Annotated in this window: 10 protein-coding genes; 4 read left to right on the forward strand and 6 right to left on the reverse strand. The window is 52.1% G+C overall.

The genetic code is table 11. The features are described 5' to 3' along the window. Positions 1-5 precede the first annotated feature (5 nt). Positions 6-2,243: a DNA cytosine methyltransferase gene (locus ACTF4R_RS16895; RefSeq protein ID WP_440009021.1), complete on the reverse strand. Its 2,238-nt coding sequence runs from the start codon at positions 2,241-2,243 to the stop codon at positions 6-8. 283 nt (positions 2,244-2,526) lie between these two features. Here ACTF4R_RS16895 and ACTF4R_RS16900 point away from each other — a divergent pair, with 283 nt between their 5' ends. After that, positions 2,527-3,174, forward strand: a complete 648-nt coding sequence (locus ACTF4R_RS16900) for a hypothetical protein (protein WP_440009023.1) — start codon at positions 2,527-2,529, stop codon at positions 3,172-3,174. A 325-nt stretch (positions 3,175-3,499) separates the two neighbouring features. On the opposite strand, the gene ACTF4R_RS16905 is transcribed toward ACTF4R_RS16900, so the two are convergent. The 3 genes from ACTF4R_RS16905 to ACTF4R_RS16915 all read right to left on the reverse strand — a co-directional run bounded on the left by ACTF4R_RS16905 (position 3,500) and on the right by ACTF4R_RS16915 (position 12,297). Then, the gene (locus ACTF4R_RS16905) at positions 3,500-5,611 is read right to left on the reverse strand and encodes a hypothetical protein (RefSeq protein WP_440009024.1); all 2,112 of its coding nucleotides are present in this window, start codon (positions 5,609-5,611) and stop codon (positions 3,500-3,502) included. 2 nt (positions 5,612-5,613) lie between these two features. Next, entirely contained in the window at positions 5,614-9,516 is a 3,903-nt protein-coding gene (locus ACTF4R_RS16910) for a helicase-related protein (RefSeq protein WP_440009025.1), read from the reverse strand. A gap of 66 nt (positions 9,517-9,582) precedes the next feature. Further along, positions 9,583-12,297, reverse strand: coding sequence for a DrmE family protein (locus ACTF4R_RS16915; protein ID WP_440009026.1), 2,715 nt, complete (start codon positions 12,295-12,297; stop codon positions 9,583-9,585). Between the two features lie 262 nt (positions 12,298-12,559). On the opposite strand from ACTF4R_RS16915, the gene ACTF4R_RS16920 reads away from it, so the two are divergent. Further along, a complete protein-coding gene (locus ACTF4R_RS16920; RefSeq protein ID WP_440009028.1) occupies positions 12,560-13,270 on the forward strand; it encodes an HNH endonuclease in 711 nt (236 codons plus the stop codon). An 82-nt stretch (positions 13,271-13,352) separates the two neighbouring features. Here ACTF4R_RS16920 and ACTF4R_RS16925 read toward each other — a convergent pair whose 3' ends face one another. Both ACTF4R_RS16925 and ACTF4R_RS16930 read right to left on the reverse strand, forming a co-directional pair. Further along, on the reverse strand, positions 13,353-13,637 hold the full coding sequence (locus ACTF4R_RS16925; RefSeq protein WP_440009330.1) for a hypothetical protein: 285 nt from the start codon (positions 13,635-13,637) through the stop codon (positions 13,353-13,355). A gap of 530 nt (positions 13,638-14,167) precedes the next feature. After that, entirely contained in the window at positions 14,168-14,431 is a 264-nt protein-coding gene (locus tag ACTF4R_RS16930; RefSeq protein WP_440009029.1) for a hypothetical protein, read from the reverse strand. A 231-nt stretch (positions 14,432-14,662) separates the two neighbouring features. Here ACTF4R_RS16930 and ACTF4R_RS16935 point away from each other — a divergent pair, with 231 nt between their 5' ends. Next, a complete protein-coding gene (locus ACTF4R_RS16935) occupies positions 14,663-17,419 on the forward strand; it encodes a P-loop NTPase fold protein (protein WP_440009031.1) in 2,757 nt (918 codons plus the stop codon). After that, the gene (locus ACTF4R_RS16940) at positions 17,412-19,289 is read left to right on the forward strand and encodes a 5-methylcytosine-specific restriction endonuclease subunit McrB (protein WP_440009033.1); all 1,878 of its coding nucleotides are present in this window, start codon (positions 17,412-17,414) and stop codon (positions 19,287-19,289) included. The genes ACTF4R_RS16935 and ACTF4R_RS16940 overlap by 8 nt, the downstream gene beginning before the upstream one ends. Positions 19,290-19,542: the final 253 nt, after the last annotated feature.

Consider the following 19,542-nt stretch of genomic DNA (forward strand, 5'->3'; position numbering starts at 1 on the left):
GCGAGTTAATCGTCTGATTCGGCAGGCGCCTGTGAATTCTGTGCCGTAGTGCTGGCTGATTTCTCCGTGGTTAGCTTCTGCGCGATAGCGCGACCGATCTGTTCTGCAATATAGGGTGGAACCGCATTCCCAATCTGTTCGTACCAGTCTGTGAATGAGCCGAGAAAGACGAAATCATCGGGAAATGACTGGATTCTCGCAGCTTCTCTGGGAGTGATTCCTCGGTTCCGTTTGTTGCAGGGGTCTTTGATGGACTGGGTGTAGTACTCGTGATAGTCAGGGAGAATGAAGCTATTGGCGTCTTTCCTGAGGTGGGCGACGATGGTTGGACAAGGTTCATCCCACTCGAGCATCCGGTATTTATCGGTGAACCGGGGGTTATCTTCAGTCCCGATGTCGTAATCGATCAGGTCGCCGTGTTCTGATCCGTGAATGACATCGGCACTATCCATCCCAGGTTCCATGACCTCGTCGAAGAGCTTGCGGTCCTTTGGTTTAGGATGCTCTCGAGCCTGGTGATTATAGACAAAGCCGACATCGCCCTCGAGGTCTGCATTCTGGAAGAATTCACTCTTGGGGCCGGGAATCTGGCGAGGGACAACATTCCCGCCTTCACCACGCTTGAGACGTGGCAGACCTGAAAGCGCCTGCCGGATGGTCGGCGTCGAGTCTGTCCTACCTGTGATGAACTCCTCGAGCACGTCTTCAGGGTCAAGCGTGAGAGACTCGCTGTCTTCTCGAACGCCGAAGATGATTACGCGGTTTCGGTCTTGGGGCAGTCCGTAATCAGAGCAGTCTACCAGATTGACGGTTGCTTCATATCCAATCTCTGCAAGCCCCTTCAAGACCAGTTCAGCAACTTCAATTCCGGTGTCCTCGATCTCGTAAACCATGCCCTCTACGTTCTCGATCACGATGACCTCGGGCCCAATATCGTCGACAACATCGATGTAGCTCTGATAGAGCGTGGCTCGAGGGTCGTCGAGAACACTGTATTCCTCCTCATTCGAGAGTCGCGACCGATAGCCCGCGAGGGAGAGCGCCTGGCATGGTGGACCGCCAACCACGACGTCGATATCCTCCTCGGTATTCTCAAAGAAGCCCGAATCAACGGTCTCCTGAATGTCCTCGGTTCGGACCGCCTGATGTGGAATCTCTGAATGATTTAGGCGATACGTGTCGGTCGCGTGGACAGACTGATCGACGGCATAGCGGACATCGAATCCGGCGGCTTTCATACCAGTGGAGAACCCTCCCGCACCTGAGAAGAGGTCAACAACAACGGGAAGAGAAGAGTCGTTTGGCTCATTCTGCTTTCGGATTCGGTAAGGTAGAAGGAATTTCCGCACTGGACAGGCGCTTCCACAGGACTCTCCGCCAGCTCGAATCGCGTGTGCGGAGAGAACGCGATGGAGAACAGGTAGCCGCCTGTCCGAAAAGGTTTCCTCCACCAGCTTTCGCCGCGATTCACCTCTTGAATACTTTTCTAGGGGCAGAATCCCCAGCGAACACAGCAGAATGTCAGTTCGGGGTGAGGTAGGCCAAACCCGCTTCTCGAAAGCTGTCAGTAGCAACCACCATGCGTCACTCTCCGAGATGCCGGGCAGACCAGATAGAAAGTCGGCGAGATGCTCATACTGTAGCTTCGGTAAATCAGTCAATGAGACACCCGCCGTCCGCTCAGAATCATCGATCTGCTGGAGAAGAGAAAACAACCGAATACCCCGTTCACGGTTGAATCCGGACTCTCCACAAAGTGATCCAAGCACGTTCAGGAGTTCGGCTTTACGCAGGGCTGCAATTTCGTCCCAGTCCCCGACGTCCGTTCTGAGGCCACTGACCAGTTCTCGCCACCTGTGTTCGCGATACCTAGCACTCGGGGGTCGTCCATTGGTGGCCAGACAGACTGCAGCTACCGCGTCAAGGGGATCATTACTACCACAGAGTGGATCTCCACAACACTCCCCCTCACCGTCGGGTAATTCAGCGAACTGTTCGAACCGGCAAGGGAATTTGTTACCCTGTTCGCCTGAACTTCGCTTTCGAGACAGAATTTCGGGGGTTGCAGACGGACACCCCACGGGGAGGTTTCTTTGTTCGCGTATAGATTCTGCTGCAAAGAAATCAATGACGATATCGATATTTCGAACTACCAGATCTCGGTGATGCTCACGTTCGGCATCAGTCACCTGGCGAAGTTCCGAGGGGAGATTCTCAGGGACGAACTCTGCCAGATTCGACATAGTCCTGTTTGACCAAGCCCTATAATGAATCTGATGGATGCTCCCTAAATTTCGGTGTGAGTCAAAGTCCTGAACTGGAGGCCTTGGTGCGGGCGCGATGGAGCACTGTGACCATGGATACAAGAGGTGTGCGAGTCATAGAGTACTGGTAATGCCTCGCGAACACCCAAAACTGCCATTCGGGCGAACGAGGACATCTGCTTCTATCCTGAGGGAGTTAACAAGCCCGGAGGTCAGTGAACGAGCACTCGATCACTTGGGTTGTTCATGCCCGTCGTCAAAGATGGATGAGTTTCTCTCGATGCTCCCTGATATTCTGGTCTGGCTCGAAAATAACGGCCGGGTCTATCCTTGGCGAGAAACAACCGATCCTTGGCACGTTTATTGCTCGGAAATTCTCCTCCAGCGGACCAGAGGAGATCTAGTTGCAAATGTGTATGACGACTTCTTTGGCCGATTTCCGGATGCCGAGGCTCTATACTCTGTAGCGGATGACGAAATCCGAGAGATTATCGCACCCCTAGGGTTCGGAAACCAGCGGACGAGAACTCTCCGTGAGGTCGCGACACTGGTACATGTTGAGTACAATGGGAAAGTTCCGGATTCTGAAGAAGAGCTGAAAAAGCCATGGCGAGTTGGGCCGTACTCCGCGCGAGCAACGCTGGTTTTCGCCTTCAATCGTCCCCTTTCTCTCGTTGATGCCAATTTTGCCCGAGTACTATCCAGATTTTTTGATTGCGAGTTGTCAAGCCAGCCGCACAAAAGTGACTCAGTATACCGTGTATTTGACGGGGTGGTACCCAGAGAACCGGGCCTCGCACGGTCGTTCAACCTAGCACTTCTCGACCTCGGTGCAGAGATCTGTACGCCGTCGTCTCCTGACTGTCAGGCCTGTCCACTCAGTGCCGGATGCCGTTCTTCCCGCATCTAGATCGAGAATTCACCACCTGCTGGTCAAGAGATTGTTCCCCCGAATAACGAGCAAGTACGAGCGGTCGACAGGCTCTGTTACCTGTGTCCAGATTCGGGACGTGAGTGAAACAGCCCTCGGAAGACGATGAAAAGGCAGATCAAAGCGGCCCCCATATCTGTTCGGTGTACCATGCGATGCAACGCCCACTCTGAAAGCCTTCAAGCGGCACATTGACATTACGAACGTCGCTGTGCGCAAGTTGCGGAAGTAATTCAGCGTAGTGCCCAATTCAACGCCGCCGCGTGTGGTTCCGACTTACTGGTCTCTCTAGCCAAGCATCCCATCAGGAATCCCCCTCTCGGGCGAGCTCCTCAGCCAGTTCCCAGTACCCCACGAGATCCCGGTTTGCCATCCGTTTTGAACCGAACAGGAAATCTCGGCCGAGATTACGATTTAGATGGCTACAGGAAACCTCGGAAACGAACATACAATTGAAGCATTTCGACCCGTCACGGCTACAGACCGGATCATACACACAGTTATTTCCGCCTTGGTAAATCTCGTCGAGCAGGTCATCTAGACCTGATTCAACGAGCGCATGCATTCCACCGAGGCTAAAATCAGTCCGCTGGTTAGTGTAAATAATAAATGACAGCGACCGAGGAAGCAGGTACTCCGAGATACTCGTTCGCTCCATTCCGATGAGTGAGGTTGCATACTTCAGGACTGCATGCGAGAACGAGTGAACCAGATGGTAGACGTGGTAGCTGATGATCTGCTGTGGATCATCGACTGAAATGGTGTCGTACTCAGGAATTGGCGTCATATTCTCGGCCAGCCAACCCCTGATTTCCTCGGCTGACCAGTTATCGAGCGGTTCTGTCTCGATCGAGGATCCCTCCACCACAGCCCAGTCATTGACCGTTTGTCCTGTCCAGTTCTCACGAACAGGAACCGCCCGGGACTCTGGCATGCTGCTTTGCAGGATCTGCTCGTGAAGCATGTCCCCCAGATCGGTTTCCTGCCGGCTGTTCTCGAGCAACCAAGATATTACCACCCGTGGTCGAAGCTTGAACCGTACCGCCTCGGTTCGAACCGTATCTACAAACACTGGCGTTGTAGACGACTCAAGCTGGCCGTCGACCAGTTCTGCATCCTCAGCACCGAACGATATGAGACGGGCTTCATCTGGGTTACGCCCACCACGGCTATACCCGAATACGACACTCGTGATCGGGAAATCCTCGATAAGACCAGCGCCACTGATTCCGAATCGATCGATCTTGCGCTCGACCTTAGCAGCCTGCTCTTCAAGTGATTCTCGCTGTCGCAGATCGACTTCACCCCGGTCCAGAATAACCTCAGAGGCTTGCCGCGTCCGGAGTTCGTTGGTAATGTTCAGGTGCTCATAGATCTCTTGGACCGCATCGGTTGCATACTGATATTCGGCACGTGAGTCCGAATTGAGCCCGGCCGTTAACTTGGGCGTGAAGCGCTCAACTCCGTCCCTGATACTTTCGCCACCCGAATCCAGCTCCTCCAGTTCCCGTTCAATATCCTCTGCAGCGTCATCAAGCCCCTTGGCTTTGAGGCTATCACGCATTTCTTCGAGTTCCTCGCGTTCGGTGTCCTTTTTTGATTGCTCGATATCGATCTTGCTGACCGGATCGTCGCTGAGCCCGAGGTACTTGGCGAGCACCGCAATAGCCTCATTTGGAGAACTGAGACGGTTTGACCCTGTACTCGAGACGCTGACAAGGTTGAAATAGTGCGGCTGATAGACGTTGCTCCCACGGTGGACGTTGAACGACAGGAAATCTTCTTCGAGATCGCAGTTGCTCCCACACTGCTGGCTTAGTTCTTCTCGGTTCCCGCAGTTCATGCAGACCCAGCGGAAATTCTGCAGTCGCTGACTGCCCTTTGTGTCGAGTCGCCACCGTTCACTGTTGCACGTGCAGGGACCCGGTTTTCGATAGGGTTGTGACTTTTGCGACGGGGCAAGGGATTCGATAGACCCGCATTCATGGAATCCGACAAATTGTTCCTGTGAGATTTCCCCGTCACAGTCGGATTCATCGCATTTCATCTCCTCATTCTGATATGCGAGCTGATTTGGTGACTGATAGAAGTGAGCGCGGCCACACTCCTCACAGGAGAGCAAAAGCGGGAAGAATTCAGTTTTCACCTTCGTTGGCTTCAGCAGCTCGTATGAATCGGCGAAATCGGGGAATCCGGTAGTGCCGAGCGAGTCATCTTCCTTGTTCCATTGACGAACACGCCGGATTACCTGTTCCCCGATATACTGTCGGTCGAGTTCATCTGCCGCTTCACCACGGATTCGCTTGACCCGGTGAATCCCGAACCCTCGATCGTAGTCGAAGGTACTCTGGGGAAGATGATTGAAGAGTACCTGCGCCTTCCCCCGCCCCATGTAGTTATCGTCGTTCTCGGCCATCGTTATCGCCCCTCTAGCGTCTCGAACAGGGCGTTGTTATGCCAGTCGTCTGGAAGCAACTTGATCTCCGTATCGATATCCCGTAAGCTTCGCATTGGCCCATTGGTAAGAGCCTCCCCAGCGAACTGCGTACGGGCACCTTCCAGCGTCGCCAGCATACTGTCCAGTTCCTTCTCCAGCATCTCTTGGAAGGTATCCGGGATCTCGCCTCCCAGATGCCGGCCATAGGACAGCTCTAGCAGCTCAAGAACATCGTCTTGACCAGTAATGTGGGTCGACCGGTAGTCGTCCGTGTCCTGCACATTGTCGTTTCGAATTGCCCTAACAAATGGGCGAACGTCGTCCGAGAACCAGAAATGGTCTTCAGTTTGATACATCCACTGGTTGTAGAGCCATCCAAAGAACATCCCGGCGATCGTTTTCTTGACGCTATTCTGGCTCCACCGGTTGACAGGGACGGGCTCGACGAGCCGGTCGAGGAACTCGTGATACTTGTTGAACATGTGGTAATGGCTTTGGTCACGCTCACGGCTCGGATTGAAACACAGAAGGACAAGACCAGGATGCTTCCGGCCCGCACGAGAACTCGACTGGATATATTCTGCCGTCTGCCGCGGCATCCCGAAGAACACCATGTAGTTGAACCGATCAACGTCAACACCGTGACTGATCATATTGGTCGCGGTGATCATATTCAGCCGTTCGCGGAAGTCATTCGGAGGATCCTCGAGATTATTCAGAATCTCCTCGACGTCATCGAATAGCGTATCCCCGGTCAGCTCTTCCGAGAGCGGCGTTCGTAGTCCATCACTGCGAAGATAGTCCGCCATCTGACCGTCAATCGAACGCACGAGAGGGTTCTTCTCTTTCTTGCTAATCGTGTAGGCAAGACTGGTCTCGTACAGTTTCAGAAGCTCAAGGAAGTCTTTGCTTGACGAGATGTTCTCAAATGAGAGTTCATCGATCAACGGATGCTGACCGCTACTTTCCCGTATCTCCTCTCTCAGCGTCTCAATTTCACGCGTGTAGTGATAGAGCAGATCGATAACAGCGTTGATATGCGTCTTCCCGTGCGGCAAAATGCCACAGAACTGCCGTCGAGTCGTATCCTCGGTCTTGGCGTAGAAATTCTCCCCAAGGAACGGCCCCTCCGTAGGGAACCGCTCTGCCTTTCGGAGATACAGCTGCTTTGTCTGCTTCTCGTATTCCTCGATAGTTGCTGTCGCACCGACGATTTTGGTTCGCTGAAGCCCCTGCTCTTGCTGATAGGCATCCACGAACGTCTCGTAGTGACCATCAAAGGTCCCCAGTGACTCCTTGAGCAGGTGTAACTCGTCCTGAATCTGGAGCGTCGGAGAGATATCCGTCGGCGTTCCAAACGGTGTCTCCTCTAGAGGAATCAAATCCTCCTCCGGATCAAGTGATCCAGCATTATCGCTATGGCAGGCGTATTTCTCGGTACACTCCCCGAGACTGGCGAATCCATGGTCGGGACACCAGTGCGTCATCTTCCCGCCATAGAGATGGGCGGATTTCCGTTCGTAATTCACCGCCGCGATCTTGTCGATCGTCCCAACAACGAAGGTCGGCGCGTACCGATAGAGCTCGTTGTCGACGACGTGAATCGGCAGTTCGTCGCGATCGAATATCTGGTATGCTCCATCTATATCAAGCGTGCGTTGCTGCCAGTCACAATCCTCTCGGTCGTTTGTACAGCAGTGGGAGAGGCGGAAATCGTCGGTCACCTCGACCTTGACGGGGGCGTCACAGAACGGACAGGCCGAGATGACCTTGGCCTCTTTTCGCTTGTCTTCTTTCTCCTTGTACCGGTTGTACATCCGGATATACTCATCATCGCTATCTGGATTCTTAGCGTAATTTGAGAGTTTGTTCGGGGTGTTTGCAGAACCGACCAGATACCCCAGACTGAACCCCATCTTGTCGTCACCACATAGTTCAGGAGCCGTCGTCCGGATCACCTCAGCATACATCAGCAGCTTGGCCAGTCGCTGCGTTTGCTGAAGGGAAAGCAGACGAAGCGGGAACCGGGTCCAAGCACTTACTCCATAGTTCTTCCCCCGGAATCGATCGAAGAACGCCCCGAAGATGCCGAGACCGAGGTATGCTTCGGTTTTCCCTCCACCGGTCGGGAACCAGACGATGTCGACGAGATCGAGAGCGTCCATCTCATCACCACTGTAGTTTTCTGCTGCTTCCCTCTCCCGCCAAGTGACTTCGCTCCACTCATCATATTCTCGACTGACGAGGTCAGGAAGGACCCGAAGAATGAACACCAGTTGGAAGGGACGCCAGCCCGGGAAATCCTGCGCTTCCCCGAACGTCTGGTTCATCAGCTCGAACGACCGCACAACATGCCCGTCCATTTCCTCATCTTCAAGATCAGCACGGAGACACTCGATCGCCCTCTCGACTCGCAAGATCTCCTTGTGGAATGCCTCCCGGTCTTCATTGAAATCCTGCCTGTCGTCCTCCGTAAAGTCTTGTTTTTGCTCGTAGTGATTCGCCAGCGCCTGATCGTATCCGCGATTCTGGTTCTCCAGATAATCCCACATCTCATCACGGATTTTCTCCAGCGCCTCCAGTCCGCCATTCTCCAGATCCTGCAGCGTCTCGAATGTCAGGTCAAGATCCCGCTTCATGTCCTCACCCATACGCGGGACGTACCGTCTCTGGCGGTGCACCGGGAGGTATTCAGTCCGAAGATGCGAGCCATCGTTAGGATCCGGCCGGGATACGACACAGTTTGTCCCACGGCCCGGAAGAGACCGATCGTAGCGGAAGTCATCCTCGAGCCGTTCGAACGTGAAATTGCGGAACTCCCCAGAACCGGCCTCGATATCAGCAGTCACGTCGAAAAGTGTCGTATCCTTGTCCATCGTGTGGTGGAGGCTGCCTTCGTCATCTCGTGGGTCACCAGACGACGTGTTTTCGACGGTTAGAATTGCCCGTGTCCTCCCCCTGTCTGTCCTCACAAATTCGATATCGACAGAAATCCCCCAGTCAGGAAATACACGTTCATCCGATGGGCCTGCAGTAATCCGTTGAAGTAGTGCGTCGTACGCGTCTCGGTTTGCTTCCTCGGTATCGTGTTCGAGAATCCCAGACGGGAAGTAAAGATCGCCCGTGTACTCATCCGAGTCGATTTCTGCGTTGGCCGGGGCTCTAGGTACAGAGCCAAGGTCCACGGAGCGGTCAATGAACCAGTCTGACCGCCAGAGCGGGGGGCTGTCGGCTGCTTGGTCAACCTCTTCGAGTTCATTCCCGATCGAATCTAGGGTGCGGGAAATGACCGGGTCCGCCTCGTCGATCGAAGGTGAAATCCGGCGCTGCTCATCAAGAGAGGGGACCGGAATCGCTATTGGGTCCGTGGTGAACTGGTATCGATGGTAGACTCGCCCGAAGCGCTCATAATCGACGTCTTCTTGTCCAATCTCGCTCTCATCATCTCCTTGGACGGAATCTTCCGTTGCTGTAGTACTGGCCGCATCTGCAGTTTGCTGTTCGAAGGAAGGGAATGTTCGATAGTAGACGTGCCCCGAGATGGTGACATAGATCTCGTCGGTTTCCTCGGGATCGACGATAAATTCGGCCTGGATCGCGGATGGAGCGAGTTTGCTTTCGAGCTCATCCGACAGATCACTGTGTTCGGCGTCTTCAGCTGGCGCCAGTGTCCCTGCAAAGTACTTGTCGGATGGTTTGTCGACGCGGGCGATCGCATCCGATTCTTTCCGGGTCCCAGTCCCGGTCACATGGTCAAGAACCCGTCCGCCAATATATCGAGAGAGCTTCGTCTGATCTCGATAGGCGTCATTGCCAACGTCCGTATGCTCTGGGGCGAAGTGTGAAAACTCCCGGACGGCATCTGGAGTGTGTTCGCCAGACATGGACCTAGGAATCCCAGGGAACCCTTATAAACATTTCACAATTATTATTATGTGTTGGTTTAATTACTAATCAAATACGCGCCCAAGATCACGACTATTCACCTCAAACGTGTCTTCCGAGACTCGCTTGACACGCCGATACTCAACAGCATCCTGTAGATCTCCGACCCTGATATTGAACTCCTCGAACAACCACGTATCACCATCCTCAGCCGACCCAGCACTGAACAGAATCTTGTCCAGGTGATGTCCGACCCGGCGATGAAGATCTCTGATCTCCTCGAGTGAAGCCTCAATCTCCATCGCCATCTCCTTATAAATATCGACGTCGTAGATTTCACCCAGTGCCTCAATGACCTGATAATTATCCGGCCCGATCGCTTCTTTCGTCACCCAGCCTCTCACGGCGTGGTACGTTCGACTGGCCTCAGGCACGTCGTTTTCTTCGGCATAGGTCTGTAGTGCAGAGGCCATGTCCGTGTGAGAAAGATCGTTTTCGGCAACGATCCGCTCCAAGTTGGTCCGCCAGTATTCCAGCATTTTGCTGTACTTCTTGAACTCGGGGACTTCGGACCGGATCTTCTCAACGACGTGCTCGAAGATGTCGCGACGAGACTCTCGCTCAGTGATTAGTACCACATCCCCTTTCTCAAGTGCATTTGCCGCTCTCCGGCGGCGTCGCTTCTTTCCCGTCTTCTGTTCGTCATATACCCAGAGTAGCCCGTTCGGCCGCTCGAAAATACACGCACCGCCCGAGAGGGACACTTTGACTGCATCGACGGTTCCCTCTCCAGACGACGAAACTGTTTCACGTCCCTCATCGACCGATTCTTGCTCGATACCATTATCGAAATACTCCGCCGCATTACGAAACGCGTCTGAGTCTGGCCTGAACGTGTCTGGATCGACCTCCGTGTTTTCCTCCACTACTGAATCACTGGTGCCGACACTTGTCGAGGGGTTTCCTCCAACACCCTGTTTGCGTGTGGTTGAAACCTCGTCTTCTGAACCGTCGTCGAGTGAGTCAGACTCCGACCGGCTACTGTCGGCCTCCATGTCCAGAGGTACCGGTGCCTGTCCCTCTTCGGGGAGGTCAATATAGGCTTCAAGGTTGCCGAGGCTGACACCGAGCTGCTCGAGGGTATGTCGAAGTGTGGCCGGTCCACATCGCTGATCGACAATACGCTGGAGTTCCTCGAGCCAATATTTGAGCCGGTCAGTTTCCCATTCGTATGATAGATAGGTCTGTTCCGACGTCACACCAGACAGTACCGCCGGTCGATGGCTCTTTGTTGGGACGCCAGGGAATAGCAGGCGATCACCCATCGGGATTGTGTGCGTATTATACAGCGAATGGAACTGGATACCAACATCATTCAGTTCTTTCCCCGAGATGCCAGCCAGTTCAGACACGAACGACCGCAAAAGCGAAGTCTGTCTGTTCGTCGATGTGAGCACCACCAGCGACTCATCATTCTCGATGGCTAAATGCAGTTCACGGACGATTTCGTCTGCCTTCGGATTCCGATTGACGAGCTGCTTTCGCATCCGTGATAGCTCATCACATGCATCTTCGAGCATGTTACCGGCGCCGGTGACGTCGCTTTCAAGTGACTGGTAATTTTTCCGAACGTTGTCTATCATCTGGTCCAACGTCGACCCAGCACCCCAGCCGCTTTCGAAAGCCATGATATCATCATGAAATTCGACAGATGTCGGGAGAGTACTCAGATACGAATAGGCGAAATACAGATCTCGCATTGCGTGTGAAACCGAGCGAGGAAACGTACTTCGGCGGTGCCGCACATAACTGGCGACATCTTGGATTTTGCTATAGGCATCAGTAGCAGCTGGCTGCAGGTCACCGTAGGTGAGTTCAGTCACTTCTCGGTTAATTCTGTTGATGATATTCCGCAACACCGGTATCGAGGCCTCAAACGGGGAGTTTTGATCGACGTTCTCCGATGTGATCGACCTCGGTTTAAACGATGACTTCGGAGACTCGATAGCAAGTACATCTTCACCAGCCTGTTCCAGTACCGAATGGCTATACCCCCAGAACAGGGCCTGCTCTGACGGCGACTTCTCCGCGTTCTGATCTTCTAGACGTTCAAGATGTCTGTGACACGGAGTATCGAAGAGATAGAGGAGCGGGATGTCTCTCTCAGACGCGTGTTCTTGATACTGTTCAATGATACTGAAATCATCGAGTAGCTTAGTGGTTAGATCGAGGACGATAGCGGAAAGCGGTAACTCATCTTCAGTCGGAAAATCACCAGCGATCTTCCTGCCGAGCGTGGAGTGAACGACAGAGACACCTCTGTAATCGCCGCCCCAGTTCTGTGGTTTGTGATGAGTAATATAGGAGAGTTTCCGCCCATCCCCGGTTTTCACCAGCGGGGCAGTAAAATCAGCGAGAGATTGAATGGGAGCTCCGGGAAGTGACTCACCAATCCCGACATCGAAATACTGCTCACGAATCCCTGCCCCTGAGCGATTGCTGATGAAAAGCGTCGGCGGTGGATCATAGCTCTGGTAGCCCACCGCGAGAAGAACGGGAAGCTGGAGATAGGTCGGCGCAGACGGATAGATTAGCGCCAAGTCACGCCCCTCGTCTGCCGCCTTTCCTGCTGCGGCAACATACGATCGATCGAACCGCGTAAGTGCGACCTGCTCATCCCGATAGTGGAGCTTCCCCAGCTCATCAGTGACCAGTACAGGTGCAATGTTGTCATCTATCTCTATCAGATCGCCTCGTTTTGAAGTCCCGCCTGTCGACATTCTATAGTCTTAGCAAACGGACACCTGTACTAATAAAATGTGGTCGCGTATATCTCACAGTATATAAAGGCATAGATACAAGTTCGCTCCCCAACAAGGTTTACTCCGTAACTGAATGGCATACTGGAGATATATCTGCAATGCGGGGACTCGTCCTGAGTGTTTGCGACGACAGATAGTTGGGGATACGGACTACCACAACGTTAGCCCCGGCGATGTCATCCTCCTCTACGATTATAGCGAAAACGAAATCTACGGGCCCATGACAGCGGTCACAGGCTGCGAAAAATTTATCATCCAGAATGCGTGGGGGGAGACCTACCCCTATCAGGTCAGAGTGATTTGGGAGGATCTCTATCGAATTAGCTCGAGCGAATTCCCCCAGATCGAAAATAACGAGACACTTTCGTCGGAAGCGTTTCGCGAGATCGTCAACCGCTTAAACCAAGAGGGGGCCCGTCTCATTATCCCGGAATGGGGATCTCGGACCGCAGCACTTGCTGAGGATACCGTCGCAAAACCCGATACTGCAGAGATTGAGGAAGCCAGAGAAGAGTTGATCGCTCGTCTCGAGGAAGAACCACCAGACACAGAGCCTGTAGAACACACCACCAGCAAACAGATCGCCCGTGAAGAGGCCTTCCGACAAACCGTTCGTGAGGCCTATGAAGAGCGTTGTGCATTCTGTGGGATTCGGCGCGAAACACCAGATGGACGGCCCGAAGTTGAAGCCGCTCACATTCGCTCGAAGACGGAAGGAGGGCCCGATGATATTCGGAATGGGATTGCCCTGTGTAAACTCCATCACTGGGCGTACGACAACGGCTGGTTGTCCGTTACCACCGATTATGAGATCTCAGTAAGCGAGGCCCCGAGTCAGGATGGGTATCAGGAATTCAAGAAACTGGCTGGGGAGAAAATCTGGTTACCCGATGACGACCGAATGTACCCCGCGTTGAAGTACCTTGAATAGGTCGCGCTGCTAGTTCCCCTCTGTAATCAGGGCTAACGACCAACAACGTTCGAACACGGTGTATTCACAGCCGCTCATCTAGTTACGGCTCCGCTCCGCGCTCGGTAAGAATGCCTGTGTGGTACAGCATTGCCTTCGGTTGGAAGAAGGTCGGCGAATGATAGGTGTTACCGTCGTGTAACATCTGTCTCAGAAATTCATCATCGGGTACTGACACCCGACTGGGAACGTCTCGGTCCCCCGAATGAACAACTCGACGGTTGATGCATCCTTTAGCTTTGCCTGCCGAAATCTTCGTGTCCTTATCGCTAAACTGGATATTGTCAATCAGTTCGCGCACTTCACCCCACAAAATCTCGCCCTCCATCAAATCCTTGAATTTGCTGTTAACAGAGTCAAACGTTACGACATCAGGATCGTCTAGGAAGGATTATCCGTGAGCGTCAAGCGCCCAGTCCGATAGCGATACAATATCATTTTCTACCCAGAACTCGCCTGTCTCTTTGGGATTACCGTAGCTAGGATTGATTCGGTAGAACCCATGCTCATCAATTGTGGCACGAACCTTCTTCCACCACGTTTGATGCTTGAATACTACCGAGTTGCATAAAAAGACACTCAGATACCAAACGAAAATATTGGGTTAGTGAGAGGATGGGACTATCCTCCTCAAGACTGCTGTATTCTGCTGAAGTAGTGTCTAAGGCATATCTTTAGTATGGGACGAGAGGTAACTGCGATTTCTCATCATAGTGTCGTAGAAGGCAGTGAATCTGTTACAGCCCTATGCCAGATTCTCCAAGAACCGGGGAATATGCCTCTCAACCCGACCTCGGTAGCGTCGTGTGGCAAATTCACCAGAAATAGACGGAACAACGACAACCAGAAGGTGGAGTTTCACGCAATAATCGTGGCGTCCTGTTGAACCTCTCGATAGATGTCCGGGTGCCCCCTGATTTCTCCATCCTCAAATTCCAGCACAACGACCCGAGCTAAGTCGCGGAGTTTGTCCTCAACAGCCAACCGACCCTCATCACGATCGTACTCTGTACTGAGGTTCTCAAGGATGTCATCAATCGTCAGCCAGAGGTCGGATTTCTCTCGTCTGAACGCACGGATGTAATAGGCATTAGCGAAGATGGTGAAGTGGCTGAGCATCATTAGGCCAAGCTCCTTACGACGCCATGACTTGGCCGGCACGAGGCTCGGAATAGGCATCGGGGCTGACCCATATTTGGCCTTGACGAGCAGCCTACAACACTTGCAGATCAATCATGGATGAAGATGGTTTCTGCAAGTCACGCGGTGGACGATCGCATTACTGGTTGTAGTCAGTGAATATAGAAAGTTAAATAATGGTATAGGGGTATTGGATTGAGATACTGAAAGCAGATGGTACGTATAGATCAGCTGACCATCTATGAAGATGCCTTCGTTCTCAGCCAGTGGTCTAAAAGAGTATCCTCGATCACTCCCTCAACAAGTGACTCTGCAAGCAGTCAATCACCTCAAGATACCCAGAGTGGTGAACGTAATAACGATTCGCTAGATCCGAAACCTGACGAAGAAATGGGGTCTGTCACTGGCCGTATGCCGGTTGTTAATCCTTCCGATATATTTTCGAGCGCACGTGATAAATTTGACCATGAAAGTCATGTGAAGACGCTCGAGCAACAAATTCTTGGTGCAAGTACCCCCTTTCACATCGGCCTCTTCGGGTCGTGGGGAGCCGGCAAATCCACAATAGTTAATATATTGATACAGCGAATCCGTTCCAGTCAAACAAAAAAGACCAACGGTCGACGATATCAGTATATTAAGACCTGCGAAATTGATACTGAAGATTTCGAAGATTGTATCGCTGTCTCGGTTAACGCTTGGAAGCATGCAAACTCGTCAGTACGGACTGATCTCCTCCTCGACCTGAATCAAGCACTGGCTGACGAACTGGATCTGTGTTTCAGCCAAACCAGCCAAGAGACAGCACACACCTCAGAAGTACAGGCGGAACTAGCGGCTACTGAAAACTCCGATAGCGAAGTCGAAACTACTGATAACTCCCTCCGTGAAATAGTTGGTGACACCCTCTCCAGTAAAAAATCCGCATTCATGGCATGGCTACGGTCACTGAGTGATTCTACGGAGAAGAGCGCAGCTCGATCACCGGAGAGTGAGTTACTTGAGGATCAAGTCCGGCAGACAGATGACGGAATTCTGAATCAAGATGAGATAGTCCGGACACTATATGACACCTACAACGAAAATGAGATTACCGACCAGGGGATCGTCGATACCATTCGGGCAATTAGTCCAGCGTTGACCCGGCTTTTCCTGATTTATGGGATAGGGATAGCGTTGATGTATTTAATCATTGTCTATCTTCAGACGCCATCGGCAGGAGTTCTCGGAGTTATTTCACAGGTGTTCAGCTCTATTACTATACTTGGCGTTGTCACGGCTATCTTTGCTGGGATGGTGTCCGGCGGTCTTATGATCGCAAAGACCGCGTTAAAAGAATTCAGAGACTCAAGCCAGATAGTAGAACGTTCCTTAAAAAATCCAAAAGATGGCTGGTCAGGCGCGTACGAGGAACTCTTCAATACGATTATCCAGAAAGCCAACGAACGCTATCAAGAAGAGTCCCAGAACGGTCAAGAACTTGACCGCATCGTCATCGTCGTTGACGACCTCGACCGATGTGACAGCGAAACAGCCTACAAAGTCTTGATCGCGCTAAAATCATTCCTCGAACACGAGAAGTGCGTCTACATCATTCCATGTGATGAAAAAGAACTCTACAACCATCTTGCATCAGCGAATTCGGGTGAATACCTCTCGAACGTTAATAGCCGCCAGCACTTCCTCGAGAAATTCTTCGAAACCGAACTCCATATTCCCGATCCCTCCACGGAACAGATTCACGAGTATTTCGACCAACAAACCACCACCCTCCAGTCTTCCCCACAGGTCACCGCCGACCTAGAGGTTGATGACGGACCTCTGTCGGAGCAAGGGTTCCAGATTCCCGTCACTGACGACGTCATCGATGTCTTGCAGTCTACGACGTTGTCAACACCACGGCGCGTGAACCGGCTCTTAAACCAGTATACGACACTGGCAACGCTCGTGCAGGAGCGTGACCGACGGCTCGGTAACGAGATTAATGGTGATAGGCAACAAGACGGAGAGCACCAGGAGGACAGTGAGGAGTGGGAATGGGAATGGCCCTTCATTGCATGGCTGACCGTGGTGCAGGAGGACTTTCCACAATTCCACCAAGAGTTGCAGAGTGATCCTGCCCTGCTTGACGAGATTTACGAGACCCGTGGAGGATTGCACCGTCGGAATACAGTTGGGTCAGTTGAGCAGACGACGCAAGTGTTCGACTCGATTGGGGTGCCCACGGAACGTCGGCTGAGCCTCCGGAGTTTCCTGGTCAATACCACTGATTACGTGGTTGATCATCCGACTCCATATCTCCGTCTGCAGGGTGGTGAATCACCAGTCAGTGAACGGTACAAAAATCGGTTGACCGAGGATCGGCTTGCTGGGCTAGTTGCGCTCTTCTCGCAGGGGCTGGAGAGAGCCGAAGAACAGGATTTTGCTGATCAAGATGACCCATCGCTTCCAGATAATCTCGAGACATTCGTACAGGTGGCAACTGACCAGTTGTCGACCGAAGAGCGACAGAATGAAGCCATTCAAGCAGTGGTGCAGCTAATCTCGGAGTACGTGAACAAAAGTGATAATCGACATCGGAATCTGGCGTTCCTCGACGTAGCCGGAGAGCTAAGTAGTGAAATGATTCCAGCACTGGAGGAGACGGATTCGGACGAAGTGATGGCGCTACTAAAACTGAACGAACTCGCTGATTTCCTTGAGGCACTCCCCTCAGACCATCCGCAGCGATTTGCGAAGCTGTACATTGAGTCAATAGTTGGGCCTGATGGCATACGAGAAAGGCCGTTTGAGGGGTTGCTGGAATTCGACGGGCCAGAAGATGTTCATAAAGAAAAACTCGCAACGGAATTCCAACAGGCGTATTCCCGCGGCATTCTTGCCGAGGGTGAGTTCGCACGTGCAGTTGCACGGATACGCAACGAGAATGAGGAATTATTCACAAGGGAGCTGATCAGCTTTTATGGTTAATCCTTGGCAGCAAGATGAACTTTACCTAGTTCCGGCAGCCAACACGGAAGCTATGGAACATTTGAACCGGTTCACAGTTTTTCCAGCGGAGGAAGTTCCTAATGAAAATTTCCCGTTTGATGATTCGGCTTTTTGTCCTGAGCGACCGGTCTGGGGGATTCGAAAATCAATAGCTGAAAAATACGGGTTTGACAATCGCTTCGATCAGGAAACCGTGAGGGAAATCGATGCGGTGCTTTCAGAGAACGCATCAGAAATTGTCCAGTGTCTGGAGGTCCGCATGGAAGATGCCACTTATGTTGGCAATTCTTTCTCTCTTTCTGATGCTATTTCCGCGATTCGTCAAGAGGTACCATCTCAGCTTCCTATGGGAATACATGAAGATGTTCTACAGGATTCACTGTTGCTATTCTATACTGGAGGCGAGTATACAGTTGCGGCACAGCTTACTGGGGTCAAGTATAGTCCTCTTGAATCATTTTTACTGATCGCTTTGAAGAACGTGACTAACCCTGCTTTGGTGGAGTCACGCGCGAGAAAACTTGAGGATCAATTGCGGTTCCGAGAAGTTGAATACCCATATCTCCTCCTTTTATCTGACGTCGATGATAGAGTTAATATTAATAGCCGAGATTTGGCAGAAGTTCTTGGACATGACCGAGATAATATTATCTCATTTACCCGGTTCACGGACCCTGAACGATCAGTAACATTAAATGAATTTGGAAGCTTTTGGGATTTCATTAACCGTTCCAGTAGTGACATCGCTGATTTTGGCCGGTGGCTTTCTGAAGAAGAGCCGTGGGATTCAGGACTGTCACAGCCTCCCACAGACTCAGATAAATATGATAGGAGTATTTTTGGTCGACCAGAAGGACCCGACGTACCTGATGTCGCACCGTTTGGCGAGTACGGTCGGTTAGCGAGTGTGTTATGTGATTCTCGGCTTGCGGTTGTCTGTGGACCACCGGCATCCGGGAAGGAAGCCGGGCTCAGGGTGTTTGCGGATGAATGGTTTGATTCAGTGCTGACCCCCCTCGCGGGGGAATCTGACCGCATACGGCGGTCGTCGTTCTACTCGAATATTACGCCAGCGGAGTTCATCGAGGGGAGAAGTAGTGGTGGAAAGGCGGATGGGGGGCTGCCAACTGGGCCGTTTGGTCAGCACTGCAATGTCGCTGCAGCCGATGCTGTACAGGCCCGGTCTAAGGGACAGACACCACCGAAACATATTCATATTATTAAGGATTTCACAGCTGTAGAGCCTGCCACAGCGTTCGGGCCAGTTTGGGAGTTACTTCCGGAGAGTGGACGAGGGTCCAACACTCGTGTTCGGCTCCCTCAGACTGGTTTCCCGTTCTATATTCCGGAGAACATGTATGTTATCGGGATAGTCGACAGCAGTGAAACATTGCTTGGAGACTTGCCAGCGAATGTCCGACAACGTTTCAGCGTCTTCAAGGTTTCCCCCCAGCCAGACCGCGTCAAAAATATCTACGAAAACCCGCCTGAGGATCATGAGGTATCTGGGCAGGCTCAGGACATACTATCGAAATCACTCGATGCACTGGAAGCAGTGAATGACGCACTAAGAGAAACGCATAGGGACCGCTACCGTCTCGGCTATACAGTGTTCACCAGACTTTCGCCGGGAATGCGGCCCCTTTCATCCGAAGCAATCGCAAATCAGTGGCAGAACTACATCCTCCCGTACTTAAATGGAACCCTTGATGGCGAACTGGACGACCTTCTTTATCGGCTTGGTGAATCGTTCGCTGTTGACGATGCTGAGGTTCGGTCACTTATCAATAATGCCATTGCCGATGAGGATGCCCTCGAGAACCTACTTGAAGGGTTCTCAACCTCGTAATTTTATGACTAATAAAATATTATAATTTGGACGGCGTGATTACTTTGTTGAGTATAGTAAAATCCACAGTGAAGCCGTGGTGCGGTCGAAGACCCAGTTTCTCATCGTAGGAACTTAGTACTGCTGACTACTGAAAAATGTGGCATGGAACTTACGGATGCATCCAACGGCTAAAACCGTGAGCTTTCTCCTAATATCCGTGTAACGCCCCGAAGGTGCCTGAGACAGCTGCCAAGTAGATCTCGTTGTTGAC

The organism is Halomicrococcus pelagicus (assembly GCF_051917725.1).
Taxonomy (GTDB): Archaea; Halobacteriota; Halobacteria; order Halobacteriales; family Haladaptataceae; genus Halomicrococcus.

Coding starts and splice junctions, on each gene's coding strand:
- ACTF4R_RS16895 (WP_440009021.1), bottom strand. CDS start 2,243: ATGTCGAATCTGGCAGAGTTCGTCCCTGAGAATCTCCCCTCGGAACTT.
- ACTF4R_RS16900 (WP_440009023.1), top strand. CDS start 2,527: ATGGATGAGTTTCTCTCGATGCTCCCTGATATTCTGGTCTGGCTCGAA.
- ACTF4R_RS16905 (WP_440009024.1), bottom strand. CDS start 5,611: ATGGCCGAGAACGACGATAACTACATGGGGCGGGGGAAGGCGCAGGTA.
- ACTF4R_RS16910 (WP_440009025.1), bottom strand. CDS start 9,516: ATGTCTGGCGAACACACTCCAGATGCCGTCCGGGAGTTTTCACACTTC.
- ACTF4R_RS16915 (WP_440009026.1), bottom strand. CDS start 12,297: ATGTCGACAGGCGGGACTTCAAAACGAGGCGATCTGATAGAGATAGAT.
- ACTF4R_RS16920 (WP_440009028.1), top strand. CDS start 12,560: ATGACAGCGGTCACAGGCTGCGAAAAATTTATCATCCAGAATGCGTGG.
- ACTF4R_RS16925 (WP_440009330.1), bottom strand. CDS start 13,637: ATGGAGGGCGAGATTTTGTGGGGTGAAGTGCGCGAACTGATTGACAAT.
- ACTF4R_RS16930 (WP_440009029.1), bottom strand. CDS start 14,431: ATGATGCTCAGCCACTTCACCATCTTCGCTAATGCCTATTACATCCGT.
- ACTF4R_RS16935 (WP_440009031.1), top strand. CDS start 14,663: ATGGTACGTATAGATCAGCTGACCATCTATGAAGATGCCTTCGTTCTC.
- ACTF4R_RS16940 (WP_440009033.1), top strand. CDS start 17,412: ATGGTTAATCCTTGGCAGCAAGATGAACTTTACCTAGTTCCGGCAGCC.